The 21,133-nt window shown below is 68.2% G+C and carries 24 protein-coding genes; 18 read left to right on the top strand and 6 right to left on the bottom strand.

Going from position 1 to position 21,133, the window contains the following annotated elements; genetic code table 11:
* Window positions 1–202: 202 nt before the first annotated feature.
* The 3 genes from ACH3VR_RS16500 to ACH3VR_RS16490 all read left to right on the top strand — a co-directional run bounded on the left by ACH3VR_RS16500 (window position 203) and on the right by ACH3VR_RS16490 (window position 3,935).
* A complete protein-coding gene (locus ACH3VR_RS16500) occupies window positions 203–1,855 on the top strand; it encodes a thiamine pyrophosphate-binding protein (RefSeq protein ID WP_397557414.1) in 1,653 nt (550 codons plus the stop codon).
* 97 nt (window positions 1,856–1,952) lie between these two features.
* Window positions 1,953–2,930 (top strand): hypothetical protein, encoded by a 978-nt coding sequence (locus ACH3VR_RS16495; protein WP_397557413.1) that lies wholly within the window; start codon window positions 1,953–1,955, stop codon window positions 2,928–2,930.
* A 30-nt stretch (window positions 2,931–2,960) separates the two neighbouring features.
* Window positions 2,961–3,935, top strand: a complete 975-nt coding sequence (locus ACH3VR_RS16490) for an LLM class flavin-dependent oxidoreductase (protein ID WP_397557412.1) — start codon at window positions 2,961–2,963, stop codon at window positions 3,933–3,935.
* A 45-nt stretch (window positions 3,936–3,980) separates the two neighbouring features.
* Here the strand turns inward: ACH3VR_RS16490 and ACH3VR_RS16485 are convergent, their stop codons facing one another.
* Window positions 3,981–4,394 (bottom strand): hypothetical protein, encoded by a 414-nt coding sequence (locus ACH3VR_RS16485; protein WP_397557411.1) that lies wholly within the window; start codon window positions 4,392–4,394, stop codon window positions 3,981–3,983.
* 112 nt (window positions 4,395–4,506) lie between these two features.
* Window positions 4,507–4,863 (bottom strand): DUF7882 family protein, encoded by a 357-nt coding sequence (locus ACH3VR_RS16480; RefSeq protein ID WP_397557410.1) that lies wholly within the window; start codon window positions 4,861–4,863, stop codon window positions 4,507–4,509.
* Window positions 4,864–5,042: 179 nt separating this feature from the next.
* On the opposite strand from ACH3VR_RS16480, the gene ACH3VR_RS16475 reads away from it, so the two are divergent.
* Window positions 5,043–5,486, top strand: coding sequence for a MarR family winged helix-turn-helix transcriptional regulator (locus tag ACH3VR_RS16475; protein ID WP_397557409.1), 444 nt, complete (start codon window positions 5,043–5,045; stop codon window positions 5,484–5,486).
* An 11-nt stretch (window positions 5,487–5,497) separates the two neighbouring features.
* On the opposite strand, the gene ACH3VR_RS16470 is transcribed toward ACH3VR_RS16475, so the two are convergent.
* Window positions 5,498–5,842 carry a hypothetical protein gene (locus tag ACH3VR_RS16470; RefSeq protein WP_397557408.1) on the bottom strand — a complete coding sequence of 115 codons (345 nt, stop codon included), beginning with the start codon at window positions 5,840–5,842 and terminating at the stop codon, window positions 5,498–5,500.
* Window positions 5,843–5,978: 136 nt separating this feature from the next.
* Here ACH3VR_RS16470 and ACH3VR_RS16465 point away from each other — a divergent pair, with 136 nt between their 5' ends.
* The 5 genes from ACH3VR_RS16465 (at window position 5,979) to ACH3VR_RS16445 (ending at window position 8,395) form a co-directional block, all read left to right on the top strand.
* On the top strand, window positions 5,979–6,656 hold the full coding sequence (locus ACH3VR_RS16465) for a phosphatase PAP2 family protein (protein WP_397557407.1): 678 nt from the start codon (window positions 5,979–5,981) through the stop codon (window positions 6,654–6,656).
* Between the two features lie 61 nt (window positions 6,657–6,717).
* Window positions 6,718–7,518 (top strand): DUF1206 domain-containing protein, encoded by an 801-nt coding sequence (locus ACH3VR_RS16460; RefSeq protein WP_397557406.1) that lies wholly within the window; start codon window positions 6,718–6,720, stop codon window positions 7,516–7,518.
* A 133-nt stretch (window positions 7,519–7,651) separates the two neighbouring features.
* Window positions 7,652–7,927 carry a GlsB/YeaQ/YmgE family stress response membrane protein gene (locus ACH3VR_RS16455; RefSeq protein WP_397557405.1) on the top strand — a complete coding sequence of 92 codons (276 nt, stop codon included), beginning with the start codon at window positions 7,652–7,654 and terminating at the stop codon, window positions 7,925–7,927.
* A 111-nt stretch (window positions 7,928–8,038) separates the two neighbouring features.
* Complete coding sequence (locus ACH3VR_RS16450) at window positions 8,039–8,209, top strand: CsbD family protein (protein ID WP_397557404.1); 171 nt, start codon at window positions 8,039–8,041, stop codon at window positions 8,207–8,209.
* Window positions 8,210–8,269: 60 nt separating this feature from the next.
* The gene (locus ACH3VR_RS16445) at window positions 8,270–8,395 is read left to right on the top strand and encodes a hypothetical protein (protein WP_397557403.1); all 126 of its coding nucleotides are present in this window, start codon (window positions 8,270–8,272) and stop codon (window positions 8,393–8,395) included.
* A gap of 6 nt (window positions 8,396–8,401) precedes the next feature.
* Here ACH3VR_RS16445 and ACH3VR_RS16440 read toward each other — a convergent pair whose 3' ends face one another.
* Window positions 8,402–8,935, bottom strand: a complete 534-nt coding sequence (locus ACH3VR_RS16440) for a hypothetical protein (protein WP_397557402.1) — start codon at window positions 8,933–8,935, stop codon at window positions 8,402–8,404.
* Window positions 8,936–9,101: 166 nt separating this feature from the next.
* Here ACH3VR_RS16440 and ACH3VR_RS16435 point away from each other — a divergent pair, with 166 nt between their 5' ends.
* The 5 genes from ACH3VR_RS16435 (at window position 9,102) to mmsB (ending at window position 15,039) form a co-directional block, all read left to right on the top strand.
* On the top strand, window positions 9,102–10,115 hold the full coding sequence (locus ACH3VR_RS16435) for a LacI family DNA-binding transcriptional regulator (RefSeq protein WP_397557401.1): 1,014 nt from the start codon (window positions 9,102–9,104) through the stop codon (window positions 10,113–10,115).
* Window positions 10,116–10,248: 133 nt separating this feature from the next.
* Window positions 10,249–11,046 carry a class II aldolase/adducin family protein gene (locus ACH3VR_RS16430; RefSeq protein ID WP_397557400.1) on the top strand — a complete coding sequence of 266 codons (798 nt, stop codon included), beginning with the start codon at window positions 10,249–10,251 and terminating at the stop codon, window positions 11,044–11,046.
* Entirely contained in the window at window positions 11,043–12,173 is a 1,131-nt protein-coding gene (gene chvE / locus ACH3VR_RS16425; protein WP_397557399.1) for a multiple monosaccharide ABC transporter substrate-binding protein, read from the top strand. Before ACH3VR_RS16430 ends, chvE begins: the two co-directional genes overlap by 4 nt.
* Before the next feature lie 88 nt (window positions 12,174–12,261).
* On the top strand, window positions 12,262–13,788 hold the full coding sequence (gene mmsA / locus ACH3VR_RS16420) for a multiple monosaccharide ABC transporter ATP-binding protein (RefSeq protein WP_397557398.1): 1,527 nt from the start codon (window positions 12,262–12,264) through the stop codon (window positions 13,786–13,788).
* Window positions 13,789–13,809: 21 nt separating this feature from the next.
* On the top strand, window positions 13,810–15,039 hold the full coding sequence (gene mmsB / locus ACH3VR_RS16415) for a multiple monosaccharide ABC transporter permease (RefSeq protein ID WP_397557397.1): 1,230 nt from the start codon (window positions 13,810–13,812) through the stop codon (window positions 15,037–15,039).
* Window positions 15,040–15,102: 63 nt separating this feature from the next.
* Here mmsB and ACH3VR_RS16410 read toward each other — a convergent pair whose 3' ends face one another.
* Complete coding sequence (locus ACH3VR_RS16410; RefSeq protein WP_397557396.1) at window positions 15,103–16,140, bottom strand: LacI family DNA-binding transcriptional regulator; 1,038 nt, start codon at window positions 16,138–16,140, stop codon at window positions 15,103–15,105.
* A gap of 145 nt (window positions 16,141–16,285) precedes the next feature.
* Between ACH3VR_RS16410 and ACH3VR_RS16405 the strand changes: the two genes are divergently transcribed.
* From ACH3VR_RS16405 to ACH3VR_RS16390, 4 genes are read left to right on the top strand one after another with little or no spacing between them, the layout of a single operon-like run.
* On the top strand, window positions 16,286–17,329 hold the full coding sequence (locus ACH3VR_RS16405) for a nucleoside hydrolase (protein WP_397557395.1): 1,044 nt from the start codon (window positions 16,286–16,288) through the stop codon (window positions 17,327–17,329).
* A 53-nt stretch (window positions 17,330–17,382) separates the two neighbouring features.
* Entirely contained in the window at window positions 17,383–18,651 is a 1,269-nt protein-coding gene (locus tag ACH3VR_RS16400; protein WP_397557394.1) for an ABC transporter substrate-binding protein, read from the top strand.
* Window positions 18,651–19,580 (top strand): carbohydrate ABC transporter permease, encoded by a 930-nt coding sequence (locus ACH3VR_RS16395; protein ID WP_397557393.1) that lies wholly within the window; start codon window positions 18,651–18,653, stop codon window positions 19,578–19,580. The genes ACH3VR_RS16400 and ACH3VR_RS16395 overlap by 1 nt, the downstream gene beginning before the upstream one ends.
* The gene (locus ACH3VR_RS16390; protein WP_397557392.1) at window positions 19,577–20,470 is read left to right on the top strand and encodes a carbohydrate ABC transporter permease; all 894 of its coding nucleotides are present in this window, start codon (window positions 19,577–19,579) and stop codon (window positions 20,468–20,470) included. Before ACH3VR_RS16395 ends, ACH3VR_RS16390 begins: the two co-directional genes overlap by 4 nt.
* 63 nt (window positions 20,471–20,533) lie before the next feature.
* Here the strand turns inward: ACH3VR_RS16390 and ACH3VR_RS16385 are convergent, their stop codons facing one another.
* A complete protein-coding gene (locus ACH3VR_RS16385) occupies window positions 20,534–21,124 on the bottom strand; it encodes a helix-turn-helix domain-containing protein (protein ID WP_397557391.1) in 591 nt (196 codons plus the stop codon).
* Window positions 21,125–21,133: the final 9 nt, after the last annotated feature.

Below are 21,133 nucleotides of genomic sequence, written 5' to 3'. Positions count from 1 at the left end.
ACCCTGCCATGGACGCGGGGCGGAAGGACGGCATCCCGCATCCCGACACGGTGCCGCGGGATTTGGCCCGCCGAACGTGCGTGGGCCATACTCGCCTTGTCCGGCGGGGACGATCCCGCCGGTGCTCGAAAAAAGGGCACGCAGCGCGCACGCGCGAGACACACACGGTCTTCCGCCCGTTCTCGTCTCGAAAGGCTTCGCCATGCCCACCGTCTCAGCGCACGTCGCCATCACCCTCGCCCGCCACGTCGACCACGTCTTCGGGGTGATGGGCAACGGCAACGCATGGTTCCTCGACGCGCTCGAGCGTCAGACCCCCGCGACGTACACCGCCGTCCGGCACGAGGCCGGCGGAGTCGTGGCCGCAGACGCGCACCACCGCGCCGGCGGAGGCCTCGCCGCGGCGACCGCGACCTACGGCGCCGGCTTCACGAACACACTGACGGCGCTCGCCGAGGCGCGTCAGGCGCACGTGCCGCTCGTGCTCGTCGTCGGCGACGAGCCGACGTCGGGTCCGCGTCCGTGGGGCGTCGATCAGATCGCGCTCGCCTCGGCGGTCGGCGCCCGCACCTACACGGTGGGGCGGACGGATGCCGCGGCCACGACGATCATCGCGATCGAGCACGCGTTGACCTACCGCGTGCCGACGGTGCTCGCGATCCCCTACGACGTCGCGACGCGCGAGGCCGGCCCTGTGCCCGACGCGCCCGCCCAGGTCCTTCCGGCACCGCTCGCCCCGACCGGCGCGTTCCCGGCGGCGGCGATCCGCGACCTCGCGGCGGCGCTCGCGGCTGCGGAGCGGCCGTTCCTCCTCGCGGGCCGCGGCGCGTGGGTCGCGGGTGCCGGCGAGACGCTCGGCGCGCTCGCCGATGCGACGGGCGCCGTGACGGCGTCCACCGCCCTCGGCCGGGGTGTCTTCCCGCGCGCCGAGTTCGACCTCGGCGTGACCGGCGGGTTCGGCGCCGACGACGCCATGGCGCTCGTGCGCGACGCCGATGTCGCCGTCGTGTTCGGAGCATCCCTCAACCAGTTCACGATGCGCTTCGGCGAGCTCTTCGCCCCCGGCACGCGCGTCGTGCAGGTCGACGTCGCGCCCGCCGCGACGCACCCGCATGTCGGCGGGTACCTCCGCGGCGACGCCCGGATCGTGGCGGAGCAGCTGGTCGAAGAGCTCGCACGCCTGGGCGCGACGCCGTCGGGCTGGCGCGAATCGATCGACATCCCGCCGCTGCGCGCCTATGAGCCCGGCGACGCCCTGGCACCTGATGGGCGTCTCGACCCGCGCTCGGTCGCCCGCCGCATCGGTGAGCTCCTCCCCGCAGACCGCGTCGTCGTGTCCGACGGGGGCCACTTCATCGGCTGGGCCAACATGTACTGGCCCGTCGCGTCACCCGACCGCATGATCATGGTCGGCACGGCGTACCAGTCGATCGGACTCGGCTTCCCGTCCGTGCCCGGCGCTGCGCTCGCCAAGCCCTCCTCGACGGTCGTGCTCACGACGGGCGACGGCGGCGGTCTCATGGCCCTCGCCGACCTCGAGTCCGCCGTCCGCGTCGCGGGCGGCCGGGGCCTGGCCGTCGTCTGGAACGACGGCGCCTACGGCGCCGAGGTCAATCTCTACGGCCTGAAGGGCGTCGCCGAGGGACCGATGCTCATTCCCGAGGTCGACTTCGCAGGACTTGCGCGCTCCGTCGGCGCCGAGGGGGTCGTCGTGCGCACGCTCGCCGACCTCGACCACCTCGCCGAGTGGGCGGGCCGGGACGCGGCATCCCGTCCCTTCCTGCTCCTGGACTGCCGCATCTCCACCTCGGTCATCGCGCCCTACCAGCAGGAGATCATCCGCGTGAACTCCTGAGGGGCTTCCGCCCGCTGTCCACCGAACGGCCTACAGACGCCCGCAGCGGCACAGGGCTAGCGTCCGAGGTGTCTCACACGAGCCGAGGGGGTCTCACATGAGTGGACTGCAGGGTCTCATCCCGCCTGGCTGGGTCGGGGGTTTCGCCCAGTCCGATCCGGCATTCGCCTATCCGGATCCGAATCTGTCGTCGCTGCCGATGCTGAAGAACATGGCGAACATCGGCAAGCTCGATCGGCAGCAGGCGGTGCTGTGGCCGGAGTTCTCGTGGGAGTCCGATCCGGGGCATCCCGAATCGCGCTGCTACCAGATGTTCGCGCCGGACATCTCGCGCATCGGCTATGACGACACGGGACGCGTCTGGTCGATCATCTGTCCGCAGCAGGGGGTGTGCTCGGCGGCACTGGGATGCCTCAACGTCGAGGTCTCGGTCACCGGTCAACGTGGCTGGGTCGACGAGACGGCCAAGACGCTCGCGGCCGACCTGACCGTCACAGGGCAGATCTGGTTCAGCCCCAGCGCGAAGCAGAACAGCCTCGTCAAGTGGCTGTGGAACGAGTTCGTCGCGGCGGACCACCCGTTCCCGCACGACAAGGCCCACGCCATCCAGGTGTCGACCTTCGACCCGGGCAACCCGGAGCAGCCGATCTTCCCGCTCCGCCAGGGCGAGAGCACCGACTTCCCCATTCCCGAGTTCGCGCGGCACTGGGATGTCGCGTGGAACGTCGGCAACATCGGCGTCGAGATCGGTCCGATCGCGAAGACCGGCGACGACGTCGCCGACGAGTTCAACGCGCTCGTCATGGACCTCTTCAACGTCTACTCCGGCAACCTGTTGACGCCGGGGAACACCCTCAGCTGGAACGTCTGGTTCACCGAGCCCTCCATCGTCAACAGGCAGGAGTGGGCGACCCACGCCGAGCGCTGGCGGAAGTCGATCGATGCCGATCACGGCAGCCCCGACGGACCCGGGACTTCGGCGCGCTACTTCGACGGATCGCCCTACGAGCCGGTCGAGGCCGCCGTCGAGCGCGAGCTGGAGGCGATCCTGGAGTTCATCAAGTCGCATCTCTGAGCGTGGGGTTCACGCCGATAACGTGAAACCATGTCGACTCATGCCCAGGGGGTCATGCTCCCGCGCGACGTTCCCGCCCCGCTCATCGTCGAGTTCGCCCGCAGGGCCGAGCGTCTCGGCTTCGACGAGCTGTGGGTCGTGGAAGACCTTCAGTTCCGCGGCGGCATCGCGCAGGCCGGGGTCGTGCTGACCGCGACCGAGCGCATCCGCGTAGGCATCGGCATCCTGCCCGCGGCCGTGCGCAACGTGGCGTTCACCGCGATGGAGATCGCGACGCTCGCACAGCTGTTCCCGGGGCGAGTGGATGCCGGCATCGGCCACGGCATGCCGGGCTTCCTGCAGCAGGTGGGGGCGTGGCCGGAGCGTCCGCTCGCCTTCCTGCGGTCCTACGTCACCGCCCTTCGCGGGCTGCTGCGCGGCGAGACGGTCGACAGCGACGCGCCCGTCGTGCTCAACGGCCTCGCCCTCGACCCGAGCGCGGTGCCCGACGTCGCGCCCGACCTCCTCCTCGGCGTGCGCGGTCCGCGCTCGCTCGCGGCATCCGGTCGCGTGGCCGACGGCACGGTCCTCGCCGAGCCCACCACTCCGGAGTACGCGCGGGCCGCGCTCGAGCGCATCGCCGCGACGAGGCCGCACCGCCTCGTGGCCTACAACGTCGCGTACGTCGCCGACGACGACGCGACGGCGCTCGCCGCCGTGCGTCCGGGCCTCGAATGGATCGGCGAGCCGGACTGGGCGCCGCACATCGAGCCGCTCGACTTCGCCGCGGAGTTCGCCGCGCTGCGTGCCGACTGCGCCGACCGCCGCGAGTTCGTCGAGCGGATGCCGGACGCCTGGGTCGCGCGTCTCGCGCTCGCGGGCTCGCCTGAGACGGTCGGCGCCCGCGTGCAGGAGCTCTTCGACGCAGGCGTGACATCGTCGGTCATGATCCCGACGGGGACCGACGCCCTCTCTGCGCTCGAATCGCTCGCGCGGGCGCTTCCGGTCGGTCAGTCGGCGCGCTGAACCCGCCCGGCTCTATCCGGCGCGCTGAACGCGCATCAACCCGCTCTATCCGGCGCGCTGAACCCGCGCCGCGACCGGCCGGCGGAGCGCCAGCGCCGTCGTGATGCCGAGCACGACGATGCCGATCGACTCGATGACGACGGTCTGCGGCACGAGCGTGAAGTCCCACGTCTCATGGATGCCGAACAGCCCGACCGTCAGCGCGAGCAGAAGAGCGCTCAGTGTCGCGATGAGGAAGAGCAGGCTCAGCACCGTCGCCAACTGCAGCAGCCGGCCGCGCAGCACCACCATGGCGATAGCCAGGACGATGCCGGCGATGCCGTTGAGGACGAACATCACCCCCAAGATGCCGCCGACGCCGTTGAACACCAGATAGAGGTGGATTCCGCCCGTCGTGAGGAGGAAGAGGGCGCTGAGGATGCGCATGATCCACAGAGCGCGATCGCTGGTCTCGGCCATGGAGGTCACCGGCTTCCGATCGATGGCCCGACACGCGCAGGCCCTGTCATGAACACGACCTGGCGAGCCGCCGGGTTCAATCGTGTCGCTCGGCGATCTCCGCGTCAGCGCTTCAGGCTGCCGATGGCACGGCCTCCCGCTCGGGGAGTGGCTCGACGATGGGCTCTTCGAGCCACTCGTCGAGATTGACGGTCAGCCCCGCGCTGGAGTTGGCCATGTGCGTGAATTCCTGCAGAACGGAAGGCTTGAGCTCGTCGGGGGTCGAACGCGTGAAGGAGAAGCGGAGCGGGATGGATTCCTGGAGCCACAGCGATGAACGGCCGTGCGAACCGCTCAAGTCATGCCGCCAAGTGAGGGTGAAGCTCTCGCGCCGGCGGAGCTTGGTCGTGATGACGACCTTGAGGTGGGACAGCAGCAGATCGGGCACCTCGATGCCTTCGATGCTGTCGCCGTAATAGAGGTAGCCCACGAGGGCTCCCTTCCGTTGGGGAGGGACGAGGTGACGCCGGGTGCGCCGACCTCCCGCGTTCAGAGCATAGCGCAAAAGTTCACCGATTTAAATAAGTGATCTAACTAGATGGATTAAATATCAAGTGAGCTACGCAAAGGAGTAGACTGCTCGCGTACGAGCTCCGGAAGAGGGCTGCGATGACTGAGGAATCGGGGGCTCGGGGCCTCCGCAAAGCTCTGGCCGAGTACACCCGCGCCCGGTCTGCGGCGCTCGCGATCGCTCGGCGCGATCTGCACATCGGCGAAGGGGATGCGATTGCGCTCCTGCACATCGCTGATCATCCGGGCATCCGGCCGACGCAGCTGCGTGAGCATCTCGGGATCACGGCGGCAGGTGTCACGGCGCTGATCGACCGCCTCGTCGACCGAGGTGCGGTGCGCCGCGACGTCGACCTGAACGACCGCCGCGTCAACCGCATCACCCTGACGATCGACATCGCCGAGGAGCCGTGGGCGCAGCTCACGCGCTTCGACGACGACTTCGATCTCGCCGTCGGCGCCCTGGAGGGCGGCCAGGCGGGGGAGTTCGCGACGCTCCTCGACGCGCTGACGGCCGACACGCTCACCCGCGGCGCGCGCTGACGCCCGACCGACTACGGAGTGTCGGTGCCGATGAACTCGGCCGACTTCTGCTCGAGGAACCGGCACAGGTCGGCCACCATCGCGAGCTCGTTCCCGAGTTGCAGCACGCCTTCGGCATCGAGGACGAGCGCATCTTCGCGAGGCTCCATCGTCACGACCCAGCTGACGGCGAAGGGGGCGACGGGCTGGATATAGGTCACCGTCGACGCGTTCGCGAGTTCGACCGCAACCAGCCCCGTGTTGGCGCCGGCTTCGCCGTCCTGCACGATGACCTTCAGTGCGCCGGGGACGGCGTGTCCCTCGGCGCGGAACTCCTCCAGCCAGGCTTCGAGGGTCCGCTGGCTCCGAAACGGCATTCCCATCACTTCCCTGCGCGCGCTCCCGAGCGGTCCTGCGACCGCGATGCAGCAAATCTACGCGATAAGACTTCCGCCCTCACGCATCCACACTCTGCGAGCATCTATCCATGCACCACCGCCTCGTTCACACCTCATGACGGCCCCCGAACCCGATATCGAATCGCTCGAGGAGCTCGACGCGCGCCGCTGGATCGTGCTCACGATCGGCGTCGCCGCGACCGTGGCGTTCGTCGCGCTGCGGCTCGTCGTCGCGCTCGGCGGGCACGATCCGCTTCCCGCCGACGTGTGGTGGCACGCGCTCATGCTCGTGACCGAGACGGACGCGGGCGTCCTGGCCGCCTGGGTGCCGTCGATCGTCGGCGGCACCATCGGGATGATCGTGATCGGCATCCTGCTCGTCGGAGCCTTCGCATGGCGGCGAAGGTTCTGGGATGCCGCGAACCTCGCCGCCGCGATCGTGATCGTCGTTGCGATCGGCGCCCCCATGGCCGCCATCATCGCGCGCACGCGACCCGGAGATTCACTCGCCGAGCGCGTCGCGACGTCGTTCCCGTCGGGCCATACGGCGGTCGCGACGACGTTCGCCGTGACGCTGGCGCTCCTGCTGCGCCGTTGGTGGATCTGGGTGGGCGGAATCGTGTGGGTCGTCTACATGATGTGGGCCCGCACGTACCTCCACGCGCATTGGCTCAGCGACGTGCTCGCGGGCCTGCTCGAGGGGATCGCCGTCGCGTGCCTCGTGTGGTGCGCCGTCGAGGCGCTCCGTGCGAGACGCGCGCTGCGCGCGGAGAAGCCGCCGCCCGACGAGTGACGCATCCGCGCGCGTTGTCAACCCGTCCCTCGGTGGCGCGACGTGTGGCTAATCTGCGCCTATGAGTACACCGAAAGTCGCTGCCCGAGCGGCCGAGGACTCGACGGCGTTCCGCGTCGCGGCGCGGATCGGCTACGTCGTCCTCGGCATCGTCCACCTCGTCATCGCGGGCATCGCCATCTCCATCGCGACCGGACGCGGAGGCAAGGCCGACCAGGGCGGCGCGATGGGTCAGATCCAGAAGGCACCCGCGGGCATCGTGCTGCTGTGGGTCGTCGCGCTCGGCCTCGTCGCGCTCGCCGCGTGGCAGATCACCGAAGCCGTTCTCGAGCGCGACCCCGACGCCAAGAAGAAGTGGGGCCACCGTGCGAAGTACGTCGGCACGGCTGTCGTCTACCTCGCGATCGCCGGCACCGCCCTCGTCTATGCGCTCGGCGGCAGCTCCGATTCGTCGCAGTCGACGCAGACATTCAGCGCGCAGCTCATGGCGACGCCCGGGGGAGTGATCCTCGTGGCCGTCATCGGCCTCGGCGTCGCTGCGATCGGCGTCGCGTTCGTCTTCCGCGGCATCACACGAGCCTTCGAGAAGAACCTCGTGCTGCCGGCGAACATCGCGCGCCCCGGCATCGTCACGTTCGGCGTCGTGGGCTACATCGCCAAAGGCATCGCCGTCGGAGTCGCCGGCATCCTCTTCGTCGTCGCCGCGATCATGCACGATCCGCAGACGGCGGGTGGACTGGACGCCGCGCTTCACACGCTCGCCGGGCTCCCGTTCGGGTCCGTGATCCTGTGGGTCGTCGGGGCCGGGCTGGGTGTCTACGGCGTGTTCTGCTTCGCTCGCGCGCGGTACGCGCGGATGTGACGCGGCGGATTTTACCGCTCGCGAGTCGGGCTGTACACCCGTCAGGGGGCTGAATCCCGCCTTTTGCTAGCGTGAGGCCACCCGAGCCCGGTGCGATCGCGCCGTCGCCGGATTCCACAGAGGAAGGAAGATCATGCTCTGGACCATCATCGGACTCATCGTCGTCGGCCTCATCGCGGGCCTCATCGCACGGGCGGTCATCCCCGGGAGGCAGAGCATCGGCATCCTCCTGACGATCGTCCTGGGGATCGTCGGCTCGTTCGTCGGCGGGTTCCTCGGCTTCGTGATCTTCGGGCACGACCCCAACGGCGGGTTCCTGCAGCCGTCCGGCATCATCGGCTCGATCATCGGAGCGATCATCGTGCTCGGCATCTACGTCGCGGTCACTCGGCGTCGCATCACGCGGTGAGGGTCCGTTTACCTCATCGTTTTCCTCGGCGCCAGCCCCCTGCCGGATCGTCGAGGTGTGCTTAGCGTGGAAGTGATCGAGTGATCAAGCGATCGGACCAGAGGAGGCGCCATGGGACTCGATGACAAGATCAAGAACACCGCTCAGGACATCGGCGGCAAGGCCAAGGAGGCCGTCGGCGACGCCACGGACAACGAGCGTCTCGAGGCCGAGGGGCAAGCCGACCAGACGAAGGCGAACCTCAAGCAGGCCGGCGAGAACGTCAAGGACGCCTTCAAGTAAGAGGGGTTCCGGAACGCCCTGCGCCGCTCGGCGCAGGGCGTTCTCGTTTAGGCTGGGCGCATGCCCGACCCCGAGAAGCGCCCCGGCGTCAGCCCGACGCGCATCGGCATCTGGATCGTGGTGAGCGCCGTCGGCCTGTACATGATCGTGTCGGGCCTCATGGGCGTGATCAACGGCGGCGGCTGACGGGCCTCACGCGTGCGGCGCGCGCGGAGGCGTGTCGGACAGCGCGAGCAGGAACCTCGTGATCCCCTCGGCGGTTCCGCGCAGCTCGGGACCGCTGCCGAACTGCCAGTCGGCGTCGATGGCCTTCACGGTGTGCCCCGCGATCACCGCCCGCCGCTCGAACGGGGCCATGCCGGACGCGTAGAGGGCGACCGAGCCGAGCGTGAGCGAGGGCAGGTCCGCCGACGAGCCGAGGGCGTCGGCCAGCGAGAGCAGCGCGCGCACGGCGCGTGCGAGCTCAGACACCTTGCGCTTGCGTCCGGTGCGCACCTGGTCCGCCAGCGCGAGGAGGTCGACAGGGGCGGGGGATGCCTCACCCGCCGCTGCGAGCCGTGCGTCGGCGACGAAGCGCCGCGCGAGCGGGTCGGACTCCGGCCGGGATGCCAGAAGGTCTCGCGCGCGATCGACGACCGCCGCGATCTCGACCCGGCGGTCGCTCGTCACCGTCGACTCGTCATCGTGCCGGCGCTGGCTGAGAGGGAGATACTTCGAGATATCCACTGGTCCGATCCTAAGATGTGACGGCGATGTGACAGCAGGGGAGCGGTCGGGGCCGATTCGGACCGCTGGATGTGACTGTCACACGCCACTCGTCGGGAGATTCCCCACGATCCGCCGCGATATGGCAGTCTCAGTGTGACCGTACACATGCCACATCGGAAATGACATGAGCGAAGACGCCACTGCCCGACGGCCCAGCATCCGCGATGTCGCGCGCCTTGCCGACGTCTCGTACCAGACGGTGTCGCGCGTGCTGAACGATCATCCGAGCGTGCGCCCCGAGACCCGCGAGCGTGTGCTGAAGGTCATGTCCGACCTCAACTACCGCCCGAACCTCGCCGCCCGGGCGCTCGTCACGAGCCGCTCGCACACGATCGGCATCCTCGCCGCGTCGAGCACGATGTACGGGCCGGCATCCAGCATCGCGGCCATCGAGGATGCGGCGCGCGCCCGCGGCTATTGGGTCAGCACGGCGAACATCGATGCGAGCGATCCGCGGTCGATCCCCGAGGGTCTCGCGCACCTCCTCGCCCAGTCGATCGAAGGGCTCGTCGTGATCGCGCCGCAGCTGCGGGTCTTCCGCGCGCTCGCGTCGCAGCCGCTCGAAGTGCCGTACGTGACGCTCCAGTCGACCGACCTCGATGTCGATCACATGCTCTCCGTCGACCAGGTCGCGGGCGCCCGACTCGCCACGAAACACCTGATCAGCCTCGGACACCGGGGCATCTACCACATCGCCGGGCCGCAGGACTGGATCGAGGCGGAGGCTCGCATGAAGGGCTTCCTCGCCGAGATGAGCGCGAGTGACATCCCGACGACGGCGCCCATCCTGGGCGACTGGACCGCCGAGTTCGGGTACTACGCCGGACGCGAGCTGCTGAGCGTGCGCGACTTCACGGCGGTGTTCTCCTCCAATGATCAGATGGCTCTGGGCTTCATGCACGCTGTGCGCGACGAGGGGCTCGACGTGCCGGGCGACATCAGCATCGTCGGGTTCGACGACATCCCCGAGGCCGCGCACTTCTGGCCTCCGCTGACCACCGTGCGCCAGGATTTCGCGGAGCTCGGGCGCCGGTGCGTCGAGCTGCTGCTGGGCCCGGCCGACGAGGGCGGGGTGCCCGGGGCGCCCACGATCGTGCCCGAGCTGCTCGTGCGCGCGTCGACGGCGCCCGTGCGCTGAGCCGCGGCGCCCGTTACCAAGACGAGACCATCGGCGGTTGACACCTCGCGCTCACCCCTGGCTATAGTGTCTCGATGTGAACGGTCACACGGATCGTCACATCAGGATCCGCATCCAATGAGGGAGCCAGTCGGTGGCGCAGGGCAGAGAGGCCGAGCTTCGCGAGAAGTACGTGAGCGGCGTCAAGACGGAGGTCGCGATCGCTCGCGCCCGTGCCGACGTCGCCGCCGTGCACGCCGAGCTCCTGCGCGAAGGCCTTGCGCTCCCCATGGGCGGATCCGTCTCGGGCAAGGTGCCCAAGGCCGACCTCTTCGTGATCACGCCGGCGGGCATGCCGTTCGCTGAGGTCGCCCCCGAGAACCTCGTGCTGTGCGGCCTCGACGGCGAAGCCGTGCCGGGCACGCCGGGCAGCGAGCTGGCGCCGAGTGTCGCCGCGGCCGGCCACGGCTACGTCTACCGCCACATGCCCGCCGTCGGCGGAGTCGTGCACACGCTGTCGCCGTACGCGTCGGCGTGGGCGGCGCGCGGCGAGGAGATCCCGTGCGCGCTCGCGGTCGTGGCCGAGGAGTTCGGCGGTCCGGTCCCCGTGGGGGAGTCCGCCCTCGGCGACCACGACGCACTCGGGCATGCCGTGGTCGACGTGCTCGCCGGGCGCCGTGCGCGCGCCGTGCTGCTGCGCGGGCAGGGGCCCGTCGCGGTCGGTGCGACGGCACGCGAGGCGGCCTCGGTCGCGGGCCAGCTCGAGGGTGTCGCCCGGATCGTGCAGCTGGCGCAGGACGGCGGCCTGCTCACCTCCCTGCCGCAGAGCGCCGTCGACCGGCTCTACGAAGAGCGCCACGCGCACGAGCCTCCGCAGGCCGACCGGCCCGCGGCATCCAAGCAACCACTCAGACAACTGAACACAGCAACCAAGACGAAGACGTCACGATGAAAGGAAACACAGTGAAGGCAAAGAAGTTCGTGTTCGCCGCTATCGCGGCGGGCGCGCTCATGCTGTCCGCATGCTCGGGCGCGGCGGGCGGCTCGGGCGACGGCGGCGACGGAGGCCTCGTCGGCGTGGCGATGCCGACCAAGAGCTCGGAGCGCTGGATCGCCGACGGCAACTCGGTCAAGGAGGCGCTCGAGAAGGAGGGCTACACCGTCGACCTGCAGTACGCAGAGGACGACATCCCCACGCAGGTCTCGCAGATCGAGAACATGATCACGAAGGGCGCCAAGGCGCTGATCATCGCGTCGATCGACGGCACCACGCTGAGCGAGGTGCTGCAGGATGCGGCGGACGCCGACATCCCCGTGATCGCCTACGACCGCCTCATCCGCGACACCGAGAACGTCGACTACTACGCGTCGTTCGACAACTACAAGGTCGGCGTGCAGCAGGCCAACTCGGTCCTCAACGGTCTCGGTCTCGTCGAGCTCGACGGCACGAAGAAGGCGGACGCCCCCGCGGGTCCGTTCAACATCGAGCTGTTCGCCGGTTCGCCCGACGACAACAACGCGACGTTCTTCTTCAACGGCGCGATGGACACCCTGCAGCCCTACATCGACGAGGGCGTACTGGACGTCAAGTCGGGCCAGACCGACTTCCAGCAGGTCGCGACGCTCCGCTGGGACGGCGAGACCGCCCAGAGCCGCATGGAGGACATCCTCACCGCGAACTACTCGGACGGTTCGAAGGTGAACGCGGTGCTCTCGCCCTACGACGGCATCTCGCGCGGCATCATCTCGGCCCTGACCGACGCCGGCTATGCGACCGGCGCCGAGTGGCCGATCATCTCGGGTCAGGACTCGGAGCTCGACTCGGTCAAGGCGATCAACCGCGGCGAGCAGTTCGCGTCGATCTTCAAGGACACGCGCCAGCTCGCCGACGTCGCCGTCACGATGGCGGTCGACCTGCTGAGCGGCAAGGACCCCGAGGTCAACAACACGAAGGACTACGACAACGGCAAGAAGGTCGTGCCGTCGTACCTCCTCGAGTCGCAGATCGTCGTCAAGGACAACATCAACGAGGTCCTCGTCGACAGCGGCTACTACACCGCTGACGAGATCAACGGCTGATCAGCCTGTCGTCAGGACTCGCCGGTGAGGGCACCACTACGGTGTCCTCACCGGCGGACCGGCGTCATTCGCAAGGAGCAGGAACAGGATGACTGAACACATTCTCCAGATGCGCAGCATCACCAAGACGTTCCCCGGCGTCAAAGCGCTCTCGAACGTCAACTTCGAGGTGGAGCGTGGTGAGATCCACGCGATCTGCGGAGAGAACGGCGCCGGCAAGTCCACCCTCATGAAGGTGCTGTCCGGGGTCTATCCGCACGGCACGTACGACGGCCAGATCATCTACGCGGGCGAAGAGGTCGAGTTCAAGAACCTCAACGACAGCGAGGCGAAGGGCATCGTCATCATCCACCAGGAGCTGGCCCTCAGCCCCTACCTCTCGATCGCCGAGAACATCTTCCTCAACAACGAGCGCACCTCCGGCGGCCTCATCGACTGGAACAAGACGAACTTCGAGGCGGGCGAGCTGCTCAAGCGCGTCGGCCTGCGCGACAACCCGACCACCAAGATCAACCAGATCGGCGTCGGCAAGCAGCAGCTGGTCGAGATCGCGAAGGCCCTGTCGAAGGAGGTCAAGCTCCTCATCCTCGACGAGCCGACCGCCGCCCTCAACGACGAGGATTCCGACCACCTGCTCGAGCTGATCATGAGCCTCCGCGAGGAGGGCATCACGTCGATCATCATCAGCCACAAGCTCAACGAGATCAAAAAGGTCGCCGACACCGTGACCGTCATCCGCGACGGCAAGACGATCGAGACGATCGCGAAGTCCGACGTCACGGAAGACCGCATCATCAAGGACATGGTGGGGCGGGACCTCGAGCACCGGTACCCCGACCACGAGCCGCAGATCGGCGAAGAGCTGCTGCGCGTCGAGGACTGGACCGCGCACCACCCCCAGGATCCCAGCCGGGTCGTCGTCGACAACGTCTCGATCACGGTGCGCGCCGGCGAGATCGTCGGCATCGCCGGCCTCATGGGCGCGGGGCGCACCGAGTTCGCGATGAGTCTCTTCGGCCACTCGTACGGCAGCCGCATCTCCGGCAAGGTCTTCATGCGCGGCGCGGAGATCAAGACCCGCACGGTCGCCGAGGCGATCCAGAACGGCATCGCGTACGCGACCGAGGACCGCAAGACCTACGGCCTCAACCTCATCGAGGACATCAAGCGGAACATCTCGATGGCGTCGCTCGGCCGGCTCGCGAAGAGCGGGCTCGTCGACGACAACGAGGAGTTCAAGGTCGCCAACGACTTCCGCAAGAGCATGAACATCAAGGCGCCGAGCGTCCTGGTCAAGACCGGCAAGCTGTCCGGCGGCAACCAGCAGAAGGTCGTGCTGTCGAAGTGGATCTACTCCGACCCCGACGTCCTGATCCTCGACGAGCCGACCCGCGGCATCGACGTCGGCGCCAAGTACGAGATCTACACGATCATCAATCAGCTCGCGGCATCCGGAAAGGGGATCATCGTGATCTCGTCCGAGCTGCCGGAGCTGCTCGGCATCTCGGACCGTGTCTACGCCCTCTCCGAGGGACGCATCACGGGCGAGCTGCCCATCGAAGAGGCGACCCCCGAATCCGTCCTCAAGCTCATGACCATGGAGAAGCCGCGCTGACCGCGCGGAGGAGTGATTGACATGTCCGAGACGACCACCCGCAACACCGCCGTCGGTTCCAACATCAACCCGCCGGAGAACAAGTTCACCAACTGGCTCAGCCACGTGCTGAGCGACCTCGGCAAGAACGGCATCTTCATCGCCCTCATCGCCGTCGTCGCGCTGTTCGCGTTCCTGACGAACGGCATCATCCTGCGCCCGCAGAACATCTCGAACCTCGTCGTGCAGAACGGGTACATCCTCGTCCTCGCGATCGGCATGGTGATGGTCATCATCGCCGGCCACATCGACCTCTCCGTCGGCTCGGTCGCCGCCTTCGTCGGGGCCTGCTCGGGCGTCTTCGCCGTCAACTGGGGCCTGCCGTGGTGGCTCTCGGTCGTGCTGTCGCTCGCCATCGGCGCCGCGGTCGGGGCCTGGCAGGGCTTCTGGGTCGCCTTCGCCGGCATCCCGGCGTTCATCGTGACCCTGGCGGGCATGCTCATCTTCCGAGGGCTCGCGCTCGTCGTGCTGGGCAACGCGAACATCGGCTCGTTCCCCACCGAATACCGCGCCCTCGGCAACGGCTTCCTCTCCGGACTCTTCGGCGAGACCGACCCCGACCTGTTCACCCTCGCGATCGGCGCCGTCGCGATCGTCGCGATCGTCGTGCAGCAGGCGCGCACACGCGCCGGCCGCTCGAAGTACGGCCAGGAGGTCGAGCCGCTGACGTGGTTCGTCATCAAGCTCGTGCTCGTCGCTGCGGTCATCGCGTGGTTCACATGGGCGCTCGCGTCGTACAAGGGCATCCCGGTGACGCTCATCATCCTCGCCGTCCTGATCCTCGTGTACAGCCTCGTCATGAATCGCACGGTGTTCGGCCGCCACATCTACGCGATCGGCGGCAACCGCCACGCGGCCGAGCTCTCCGGCATCAAGACGCGCCGCGTCGACTTCTGGCTGTTCGTCAACATGGGGTTCCTCGCCGCGCTTGCGGGCCTCATCTTCACGGCGCGCCTCAACCTCGCCGGTCCCAAGGCCGGTGACGGCTTCGAGCTCGAGGCGATCTCGGCCGCGTTCATCGGCGGCGCGGCGGTGCAGGGCGGCGTCGGCACGATCGGCGGCGCCATCATCGGTGGTCTGATCATCGGCGTCCTGAACAACGGCATGTCGATCATGGGCATCGGCATCGAGTGGCAGCAGGCCGTCAAGGGCCTCGTGCTGCTGCTGGCGGTGGCCTTCGACGTCTACAACAAGCGCCGCTCGGGTTCCTGACCCGCTCCGGCCAGAGGCCCGTCGCATCCGGAAGGATGCGGCGGGCCTGGGTCGTTCGCCGGGTCAGGCGCTGCGGGGCGGCGCGCTCGACGCGCGGGCGATGAGCTCCGGCTCGACGATGAGGTGGTGCGGGCGCTCGCCCGTGACGATCTCCTGGTGCAGCATCCGGAAGGTGATCGCACCCAGCATGCGGAAGTCGAGGCGCATCGTGGAGAGCGGGGGAGAGAAGTACGCGGCCGTGGGCATGTCGTCGACGCCGACGATGGAGAAGTCGCCGGGTGCGCGGAGCCCGCGCTGCTCCATCGCGCTCATGAACCCGAGTGCGATCTCGTCGTTGGCAGTGAAGACGGCGGAGAAGCGCGCGGGATCAGCGACCTCGCCGGCGCGGAATCCGGATGCCGACGACCAGTCCGTCGCCACGTCGAGCACCTCGGGCTCGAGGCCCGCCTCGGCCATGGCGTCGCTGTACCCGCGGGCCCGCTCGACCGCCTCGTTGCGTGTGCGAGGCCCGGCCACGTGGAGGATCCGCCGATGCCCGAGCGCGATCAGGTGACGCGTCGCCTCGAGCCCCGCCGTGTGCGACTGCGTGCTCGCGGATTGGTCGAGTGACGGCGGCATCTCCGAGACCGTGATGATCGGCGTCGACTCGCCGATCGACCGGATGAGGTCTTCCGCCCCCCGCACGGGCGTGGAGAAGACGATGCCGTCGACCGGGATCGACAGGAAATGGTCGAGCGCGCGCCGAGCCTCGCCCTCCCAATCCTTCGCCTCGTAGTCGAGGTCGAGTTCGACGATCGAGAGGGTGAAGTCGACCTCGCGGGCGGCGAGGCTCAGTCCCGTGAGCACAGCGGCGCTGCCGTAGTTGAGGGCGCCGAGGGCCAGCACGCCGACGGAGTCGGTGCGCTGGGTCCGGAGGTTCCGAGCCGCTTGATTGAACCGGTAGCCGAGCTGATCGACCGCTGCGGCGATGCGCTCCTTCGTATCGGCGCTCACGTAGCCCGTGCCCGTGAAGTAGCGGGACACGGTCTGCGCCGACACGTTCGCAGCGCGACCGACGTCGGCCATGCTCGGTCGCGATGTCGTGCCGCGCGGTGCCGCCATGCGTTCCTCCCTCGCCTCGTCACGCGTAGATAACGATCAGGTAACGGGCTTTTCAAGCCTATAGGTTATCGATCGCACATGTCGTAGGTTATCGATCACTGAAATTGGTCAACCGGTGTGGCTGACCTCGACGAGGAGATCAAGGATGACCCAGGTTCCAGCCACGACGGCGCCCGCGCTCGACACCGCCAAGAGGTGGACGCTGGGCACCGCCCCCTGGCAGAAGATCGCGCCCCTGGGTGCCGCCCGCGCGCGGGTCATCATCGACAACGATTTCTCGGGCGACCCCGACGACCTGTTCCAGGTCGTGCACCACCTGATCTCTCCGAGCGTCGAGATCCCGCTCGTGATCGGGTCTCACCTGCGTGAGGGCGACCCGTTCGATCCGGGCCCCGACACGGCGACCAACGCGGTCAGCGTGCTCCACGACGTCTTCGCCCGGCTCGGCCTGGACTCGACCCAGGTCATCGTGAAGGGTTCCGAGGCGCCGCTCGCAGACAGGGCGACGCCGCAGCAATCGGAGGCCGCCGACGCGATCATCGCGGAGGCGCTGCGCGACGACGCTCGCCCCTTGTTCTTCGTCGCCGGCGGCGGCCTCACAGATCTCGCATCGGCGTACCTGCTCGAGCCGCGCATCGCCGAGCGCCTCACCGTCGTGTGGATCGGCGGCGGCGAGCACGCGGGCCTCGCGGTGCCGCCGCCCGACGCGATGCCGATCGAGTACAACCTGCTGATCGACGTCGTCGCCGGCCAGGTCGTGTTCAACGACTCCGACCTCACCATCTGGCAGGTCGCGCGCGACGTCTACCGGCAGTGCCTCGTCTCCGACGCCGAGCTGCGCCTCCGCGTCGCGGCGGCGGGCCCGGTCGGCGAGTACCTGTACGACGAGGTCGCGAACGTCATGCTGCGCGCTGCGCTCGAAGGGCGGGGCCCGGCCGAGACGTACGCGCTGGGCGACTCACCGCTCGTGCTGCTGACCGCCCTGCAGTCGCTCTTCGAGGCGGACTCGTCGTCGAGCACCCACGTCACACGTCCGACGCCGCACATCGGCGACGACGGACAGTACACCGCTGTGCCAGAAGCGCGCGAGATGCGCGTCTACACGTGGGTCGACACCCGCCTCATGTTCGAGGACTTCTACCTCAAGCTTCACGAGTTCAGCCGCTGGCAGGCATCCGAGAACTCGTGAGCCGACGCTCCCGCGTCGGAACGCCCGACATCCACCCCAACAGAAGGAAAGCAATGATGCACACCAAGCGCATGTGGGGCGCCGTCGCCCTCGCAGCGACCGCGATCACCGTCCTCGCCGGCTGCTCCGGCGGGGGAGGCGACAGCTCCTCGGACGGGAAGGCCGAGCTGAGCGTGTGGCTGCCCACGCAGGAGGACGCGCAGGCGAAGGCGATGAAGGGCCTGATCGACGCGTTCGAGAAGGCGAATCCCGACATCACCGTCAAGACCGAGGAGCGCTCGGTCGACGAGCACAAGACGGCGCTGCGCCAGGTCGTCGGCACCGACGCGGGCCCCGACATCTACTGGTACTGGGAGGGCTCGGGTCTGGGCGGCGAGCTCGTCGACGCCGGCATGAGCCTCGACCTCTCGACGTACTACGACGAGTACGGCTGGGCGGACCGCTTCACGGGCGCTTCGCTCGCCGGGGTGACGCAGTACGGCGGGTACCACGGCATCCCGTGGACCCAGCAGGGTGAAGGCCTCTACTACAACAAGAGGCTCTTCGAGCGGGCGGGCATCACTGCTCCTCCGACGACTTATGCGGAGCTGGTTCAGACTGCGGAGAAGCTCAAGGCGGCCGGCATCACGCCGATCAGCTTCGGCGGCACGGTCAACTGGCACGTGATGCGACTGCTCGACGCGCTCATCGAGACGAAGTGCGGCGCCGCCACCGCAGACAAGCTGAACACCGGTGACGGGGATTGGGGCAAGGAGAAGTGCGTCACGGATGCCTTCACCGAGCTCAAGACATGGGGCGACGACTACCTCAACGACGGCTTCATGGGCGTCAGCAACGATGACGCCAGCCAGCTGTTCTACTCGGGGCAGTCGGCGATGCAGTTCGAGGGCACCTGGTTCAACGGCAACGTCACCGACAACGGCATGAACCCCGATGACCTCGGCATCATCGCGTTCCCGACCGGCACCGACCGGCTCTACGGGTTCGGCGAGGCGTACTACATCAACGCCGCGTCGAAGCATCCCGATGAGGCGGCGAAGTTCCTCGACTTCATCACGTCGGAGGACGGGCAGAAGATCGCCGGGTCGGCGTGGGCCGCACTCTCGGTCAACAAGGCGATGCCGGTCGACGCGAGCAACCCACTCAACCAGGTGTGGGCCGATCTGTTCAGCCAGGCCAAGGGCATCTTCACCAACAACGACCAGAACTTCTCGACCGCCGAGACCACCGAGTACTGGCGCATCCAGAACTCCGTGCTGACCGGCGACATCGACCCCGCCGACGCGGGCGCCGAGTTCCAGAAGTTCCGGGACTCCCAGTGATGGCCACGGTCACCCTCGTGACCGGGGGGCGCGCCAAGACGCGCGCCCCCCGGCACCACCGGTTCCGCCTCGCGCTGCCGTACCTGATCCCGGCGCTGGTCCTCTACGGCTGGTTCCTCGTGTACCCCATGGTCGACGCGGTCAGACTGTCGTTCTTCCAGTGGTCGGGCTTCCGCACGCAGGAGCCGGTCTGGGTGGGATTGCAGAACTACGTGCGCCTGTTCACGCAGGATGCCGTCTTCTGGACCGCCTTCCGCAACTCCATCGTGTGGGTCATCCTCTCGCTGCTGCTGCCCACGGTGATCGCGCTGCTGCTGGCTCTGGGCCTGAATCGCAAGATGGTCGGCCGCAACCTGATGCGCGCGGTCTTCTACATCCCGGCGGTGTTCGCCTCGATCACGGTCGCGGCCATGTGGCGGTGGATCTACAACCCCACGCTGGGCGCCGTGAACCAGTTCCTGAAGGCGATCGGCCTGGGCGACTGGGCGCAGTCGTGGCTCGGAGACCCGCAGTTCGCGTTCGGGTCGATCTTCGTCGCGTCGATCTGGCAGGCGGTCGGGTTCAGCATGGTGCTGTTCCTCGCCGGGCTGCAGACCGTTCCGGGCGAGCTCATCGAGGCTTCCAAGCTCGACGGCGCGAACGCCTGGCAGCGGTTCCGCGCCGTCACGATCCCCGCGCTTCGCCCGACCACGATCGTCGTGGTCAGCCTCACCATCATCAACTCGCTCAAGGTCTTCGACCTCGTCGTGGGCATGACCGGCGGCGGTCCTGCGCAGTCGACCCAGGTGCTCGCGCTCTGGTCGTACACGCAGTCGTTCACCAACCACCAGTTCGGCATGGGCGGCGCCGTCGCCACTGTGCTGCTGATCCTCACGCTCGCCCTCGTCGTGCCCTACATGGCGTGGTCGATGAAGGGAGAAGACCGATGAGCAGCGCCATCGCGACTCCGGTCATCGCACCCGAGATCCTCACCCCCGCGGGGAAGCGGCGCGGCCGCCCCGACTACGTCGGCATCGGCCTGTGGATCTCGCTCGGCATCACGGCGCTGCTGTGGTTCGTGCCGCTGTACCTCATGTTCGTCACCTCGGTGAAGAGCAAGCCCGAGATCAACACGACCCCGCAGTGGTCGCTTCCCACAACGTGGGAATGGGGCAACTACGCCTCCGCGATCGACACCGGCGACCTCTGGGTCACCGCCGGCAACAGCCTCCTGGTAGCCGCGATCAAGGTGCCGCTGGGCCTGCTCATCGCCGCAGCCGCCGCGTACGCGCTCGCCCGCATCCGGTTCCGCTACGGCCGGACCCTGCTCGCCGTCATCGCCGTCGGCTCGATGGTCCCCGTGCAGATCGGCCTCGGCCCGCTGTTCTCCACGATGCTCAACCTCGGTCTGCTCGACTCGCTCGGCGGCCTCATCCTGCCCTACCTCGCGTTCGGCATCCCGTACCAGATCTTCGTGCTCTACGGCTTCTTCCGCGGCATCCCGGACGAGCTCGAGGAGTCCGCTCGAATCGACGGCGCCTCGACGTTCCGGATCTTCTGGCAGATCATCCTGCCGCTGGCCAAGCCCGCCCTCGCCGCACTGTTCGTGCTCGACTTCGTCGCGACCTGGAACGAGTACGCCATGGCCACGACGCTGCTGCGCTCGCAGGACCACTGGACGGTCCCGCTCGCCGTGCAGAGCTTCTCCACGCAGCACGGCACCGACTACGGCCCGATGAACGCCTTCATCTTCATGTCGGCCATCCCGGTCCTGATCATCTACCTGCTCTTCCAGCGCTACTTCGTGCAGGGCGCGCTGGCGGGAGCCGTCAAGGGCTGACGAGGGCGTGGGCAGAGGCCCGTCGCATCCGGAAGGATGCGGCGGGCCGCTGGCGTGCGGCGGCTACGGGGAGCGGACGGCGAGGAACCGGATCGGCACCTCGAGCAGCTGCAGGGGACCGTGCGACGACTCGCCGTCGAGGAGGAGCGCGTCGCCCGGCTCCATCTCGTACTCGTAGCCGCCGTGGCCGTAGACCATGCGCCCCTCGAGCATGTACAGGAACTCGGTTCCCGGATGCTGGAAGAGCGGGAAGACGTTCGAGGCGTCGATGAGCGTCACGAGCGTCGGCTCGAGGGCGTTCGGGGTGTCCTTCAGGACCCCGAGCATGCGGTAGATGTGCCCGTGCTGCGTGCCGCTGCGCACGCTCATGCTGCCCGTGCCCGACTTCGTGAACGACGCCTCGCGATCGCTGTCCGAGCCGCGGAAGAGCGCCGTGACCGGGATGCCGAAACCGTCGGCGAGCCGCTGCAGCGTCGTCAGCGAGCACGACGTCGTCGCAGACTCGATCTTGGAGATCATGGCCTTCGACAGCCCCGTGCGGGTCGCGAGATCCGCCGCCGAGATGCCCTGCTCGGTGCGGTAGCGACGCACCTGCTGCGCGATGATCGGCTCCAGGACCCCCGCGTGCTGATCCTCTCCCGGCGCTGAACTCACGTCGTCATC

This window comes from Microbacterium alkaliflavum, from assembly GCF_044325405.1.
In the GTDB taxonomy this organism is placed as follows: Bacteria; Actinomycetota; Actinomycetes; order Actinomycetales; family Microbacteriaceae; genus Microbacterium; species Microbacterium alkaliflavum.
The sequence above is the reverse complement of the archived record's forward strand: the minus strand, read 5'-3'. Positions and strand labels throughout refer to the sequence as shown.